This window comes from Neobacillus niacini, from assembly GCF_031456445.1.
GTDB lineage: Bacteria > Bacillota > Bacilli > Bacillales > Cytobacillaceae > Neobacillus > Neobacillus niacini_I.
On sequence record NZ_JAVDUQ010000076.1, the window covers coordinates 1 to 4,923 of the forward strand.

3 protein-coding genes and 1 rRNA gene are annotated in these 4,923 nt (G+C 37.9%); all 4 read right to left on the bottom strand.

Annotated elements, in window-relative coordinates; genetic code table 11:
- A 16S ribosomal RNA gene (locus tag J2Y67_RS27470) occupies positions 1-63 on the bottom strand; the annotation flags it as partial.
- 305 nt (positions 64-368) lie between these two features.
- On the bottom strand, positions 369-1,490 hold the full coding sequence (locus J2Y67_RS27475; protein WP_310179352.1) for a serine hydrolase domain-containing protein: 1,122 nt from the start codon (positions 1,488-1,490) through the stop codon (positions 369-371).
- A gap of 132 nt (positions 1,491-1,622) precedes the next feature.
- Positions 1,623-3,668 carry a glucose-specific PTS transporter subunit IIBC gene (gene ptsG, locus J2Y67_RS27480; RefSeq protein ID WP_310179354.1) on the bottom strand — a complete coding sequence of 682 codons (2,046 nt, stop codon included), beginning with the start codon at positions 3,666-3,668 and terminating at the stop codon, positions 1,623-1,625.
- Positions 3,669-3,854: 186 nt separating this feature from the next.
- Positions 3,855-4,697 carry a glucose PTS transporter transcription antiterminator GlcT gene (glcT, locus tag J2Y67_RS27485; RefSeq protein ID WP_310179356.1) on the bottom strand — a complete coding sequence of 281 codons (843 nt, stop codon included), beginning with the start codon at positions 4,695-4,697 and terminating at the stop codon, positions 3,855-3,857.
- Positions 4,698-4,923 lie beyond the last annotated feature (226 nt).

The window sequence follows — 4,923 nt, forward strand, 5'->3', positions numbered from 1 at the left end:
GACTTGCATGTATTAGGCACGCCGCCAGCGTTCGTCCTGAGCCAGGATCAAACTCTCCAAGAAAGTTGATGTAGCTCGAATTTTACGTTGGCTTCGTTTCCAAAGAAACGAATATTATTGTTTGTTGACGTTTTTGTTTGTTTAGTTTTCAAAGAACAGTCTTCGTTAGCTTCTTCTAAAATCTCTTTCAGAAGCAACTTTATTATAATATCACCTCGTCAATAATTTGTCAACATTTATTTTGATGTTTTTATTATCATAATGTTGTTAACACGCCATTAACGACTGCTTAAATATATTACCACCCTTTCTATATTCACGTCAACACTATTTTTCACTTTTTTAAACCAGTTTTCCACGAATCCATATTAAAAGTAATTTTGGTAAAACCAAAATTTTGTCCCTAAGCATAATGAAGCCAATTCACGTGCCAGTGCTCCTGAATTCCAGGTACTACTATTATTAGAAAGAATAATCACAGTAACCCGGTCCTTCACAAAATCAACTATTTCAGACTTAAATCCAGGCAAGCTGCCATTATGCTCAATCATCGGTTTTCCAAAACTAATAAAGTTATTTGCTATTTTCCAGCCGTAGCCATATTTAAAAACGCCCCATTTAGATGTGTCGATATAACCAGTCTCCATTTTTTTAACTGCTACCGGGGAAAGTAGCTCGAAATTATGAAGGGCATTATTGTACTTTAACAAATCTCCTGCAGTAGAGATAAGATCGCCGGCTCCTGCAAGCTGGCTCTCATCATCTGCCTCGGCCACTTTCTTCATATTCCTATACCCGACAGCAAATAATTTTGCATCTGCTTTTCTAAAAAAAGTGTGAGTCATGCCGGCAGGCTGGAAGATATGTTTCTGAAAATAATGCTCGTAGCTTATTCCAGAAACTTTTTCAATAATGTACGCAAGCATCATATAGCCCGTATTTGAATATTTATAGTTCGTTCCAGGACTAAAGGTTAAAGCTTGTTTCTTCATTAGATCAATAAATGATTTCAGCGTGATAGGCTTTGTAGTATCTGTCAGTTTAAAATGGTCTGCTAGCCCTGAACTATGTGTTAGCAAATGATGAATGGTTATCTTATTACCATCAGGATAATGATTAATATATTTTGAAATAGGATCAGAGGTTTTCAATTTCCCTTGACTTTCAAGTTGCAGAATGGATATTGCTGTAAAGGATTTTGTTAATGAAGCAATCCTAAACTGGGTATCTAGTTGATTTGGAAGGTACTCCTCTTTATTGGCAAATCCATAACCTTTTTCAAATAAAGTTTTTCCATCTTTAGCAACAAGTATGACACCATTAAAGCGGCTGTCCAAAGCCTTTCTATCCATAAATACTGCTAGCCTGTGCCTGGTATTTCCTTGCAATCCCAATTCCTCGTTTCCATATACATTAAATGCTGCAATCGTAATCATCACAAAACAGACGGAAATACCGAAGATCAATTTGAATGGTTTTTTGATTTTCACAAGATAGCCACCTTTCCAGTTAACTGACCCTTTAGAAATCATTATACGTTTAGGCTTGGCTATTTCAAAATTGTAAAAACAAACTAAACAAAAAGACCGATCTTTGTTAAAAGATCGATCTCCGTTTTCTATTTATTTTGTAATTTTAACGATACCCTCTTGTTTCAAATCTACCTGACCTTGTTTTTCAAGTACGACTTTTTCACCTTCAGCTAAATTGGTGAAAACAATTGGCGTAATCGTGGATGTTGCGTTTGCTTTTACATAATCCAAATCAACTTTTAATAACGGCTGGCCTTTTACAACACGGTCATTTTCAGCTACTAATGTTTCAAACCCTTGACCCTTTAAATTAACGGTGTCGATGCCCACATGAATAAGGATTTCACGGCCGTTATCAGATAAGATTCCAATTGCATGTTTCGTTGGGAACAGATTGACGATTTTTCCATCAACAGGTGATACAACCGTACCCTCTGAAGGAACAATCGCAAAACCGTCACCCATCATTTTTCCAGCGAAAACTTGGTCTGGAACTTCTGTGATTGGTTTAATTTCTCCTTTTAACGGAGTAACAAAATCATCTTTACCAGCATTCCCAGTTGGGACAGCCTGAAGAGTAGGTTGTTTTGGAGCAGCTGCAGCTCTTGGGCGTTTTCCTTCCATAATATCTTTCATTTGTCCTTTAATCGTTTCAGAACGAGGTCCAAAGATTGCTTGGATGTTATTACCTACCTCAAGAACACCTGCAGCACCTAATTTTTTCAACTGTTTTTTATCTACTTCTTTAATATCATTAACTGATACACGAAGCCGAGTAATACATGCATCTAAATGAGCAATGTTTTTCTGTCCGCCCATTGCATCCAAAATATTTGCAGCAAGATCGCCTGATCCGGCTTTACCTGTCGGAGCTTCGTTCTCTTCTTCCTCTAATTCACGACCAGGAGTTTTAAGGTCAAATTTACGGATTGCAAAACGGAATCCGAAGTAATAAATAACGGCAAAAACAAGACCTACTGGAATTACAATCCAAGCATGCGTCTGCGGGTTAATAAGCCCAAATAAAATGTAGTCAATCAAACCACCCGAGAAGGTCATTCCGATTTTTACATTTAAAAGATGCATGGTCATAAAGGATAATCCAGCAAAAATGGCATGAATACCGAATAGTACTGGCGCAACAAACAAGAATGAGAATTCAATCGGTTCTGTAATACCTGTTAAAAATGATGTTAAACCAGCAGAAAACATAAGACCACCGACAATGGCTTTCTTTTCTGGCTTCGCTTCATGATAAATCGCTAATGCTGCAGCAGGAAGACCGAACATCATAAATGGATATTTACCAGTTGTGAATGTACCGGCAGTTAAGTGTTTTACACCATCTTTAATTTGCTCCATGAAAATATGCTGGTCACCATGAATGATTTGACCCGCTTTATTCGTATAGCTTCCAAATTCAAACCAGAATGGCGCATAGAAAATATGATGCAACCCAAACGGAATAAGAGAACGTTCAATTACCCCGAAGACAAAGGCTGAAAGCGTTAAATTCGCATCTACCATGTTTGTTGAGAATGCATTTAAGCCAGATTGAATCGGCGGCCAAATAACAATCATAATTAATCCTAAAATGACTGAGCTTGCTGCTGTTACAATTGGTACAAATCGCTTACCGGCAAAGAAGCCTAAATAGGATGGCAGTTCAATTTCAAAGAACTTATTGTACATTGTAGCTGAAATGATACCGACAATAATCCCGCCAAATACACCGGTTTGCAGGGTTGGAATCCCCAATACAGATGCATAGCTTTGCGGATGTTTCGTTAATGCATCTGCATCAATTCCTAGTGCTGTGCCCATCGTTGCATTCATGATAAGGAAACCAACAATTGCCGCAAGACCCGCAACTCCGTCTCCTCCAGCTAATCCAATCGCTACCCCGACTGCAAATAACAGTGCAAGGTTACCAAAAATAACGCTGCCCGCTTGTTCCATAATTTTTGCAACCATCGCTATACCATGGTTGTCCAAAAATGGCGCAAGATCCAATAAGATTGGGTTTTGAAGAGCATTACCTACCGCAAGTAAAATCCCCGCAGCCGGCAAGATTGCAACCGGCAGCATTAATGCTTTCCCGACTTTTTGCAAGACGCCAAAGGCATTCTTAAACATACGTATGACCCCCAATATTTTTTTAGCTCATTAAGCGTTTTCATTTATGACATAAAAACAACAAAAAAAGGCATGAGTAAAAGTAAATTGAATAAAGGTATGGGTATAGAATACCCCTTACACTTCACTTCAATTAATACTTTTCACTCATGCCTGATCGAATCAGTAACACGTAAAAAATAATAGCTATTTAATTTTCTTTTGAAGCCTTTGCAAATGCATGGTTAAATAAACCGCTTCTGCATCAAAAACCTTCATCTTTAATGTTTGCTGCATTACCTTAATGAGCTTCCATGAAAGATTATAGCACACAGGATATTCTTCTTTCAATAGGGAAGCAATTTTTTCTGGTTCCTCTACCCGTTCCCCTTTCTGCACCCTTTCTATTGCAAAGCGGAGGTGACGCACCAGACGCATATAATCGATGCTTTCTTTATCAATTTCAATGTCAAGCTGTTCTTCCACCATTTCAACCAGCCGGCTAATAAGCTGGGAATGCCGATTTACATCGGATAGGTTTTTATTTGTAATCGCGCTATGAATATGAAGCGCAATAAATCCAATCTCACCATCCGGGAGGTTTATTCCCGTCTTCTCCCGAATAAACCGGACGACTTCTGCCGCTACCTCGTATTCATGCCGATACAATGCTTTTGTTTCCACTAGAAACGGGTTAGACATTTCCATTCCCTGCGATGCTCTTGTAATCGCAAACATTAAATGGTCCGTTAAGGCAACATGGATATGTTCATTGAGCTGTGAATTTGTTCTTTGCTTGATCAGGTCTATGGCAGAAATAATTACTTCAAGAAATTCACTATCGATAAAAGGGAGCAGTTTGATATAACTTTCTTGTTCCTTTTCATTCTTTAAAACAAAAAGTTTTTCAACTGTATCCGTTTCAATAAAATCTCCCTTTTTCCGATTGAATCCTATGCCTTTTCCAATTAAAACAACTTCATCATAGGAAGGGTGTTTAGCGATTATAACATTGTTATTCAGCACTTTATCAATCAATAGTTTTGCCATACCCTTTTCTCCATTCCCTTTTATCATTCGTATCATCATCGTAAAAGAGAGAATAAAGGAAGTCAACGGCATTTTTCGACTATTTCCACGGAAATTTTGACCATAGGTCGACAAAAAAGAACCTTCAGCGCTTAAAATGTACCCTTTGTAAAGGACATTTTAAAAAAAGCCTAGGCAGTTTTAAGAAGATGATCTCTGTATTGAACAGGGGTCATCTTTTTTAAAT

Coding starts and splice junctions, on each gene's coding strand:
- ptsG (WP_310179354.1), bottom strand. CDS start 3,668: ATGTTTAAGAATGCCTTTGGCGTCTTGCAAAAAGTCGGGAAAGCATTA.
- glcT (WP_310179356.1), bottom strand. CDS start 4,697: ATGGCAAAACTATTGATTGATAAAGTGCTGAATAACAATGTTATAATC.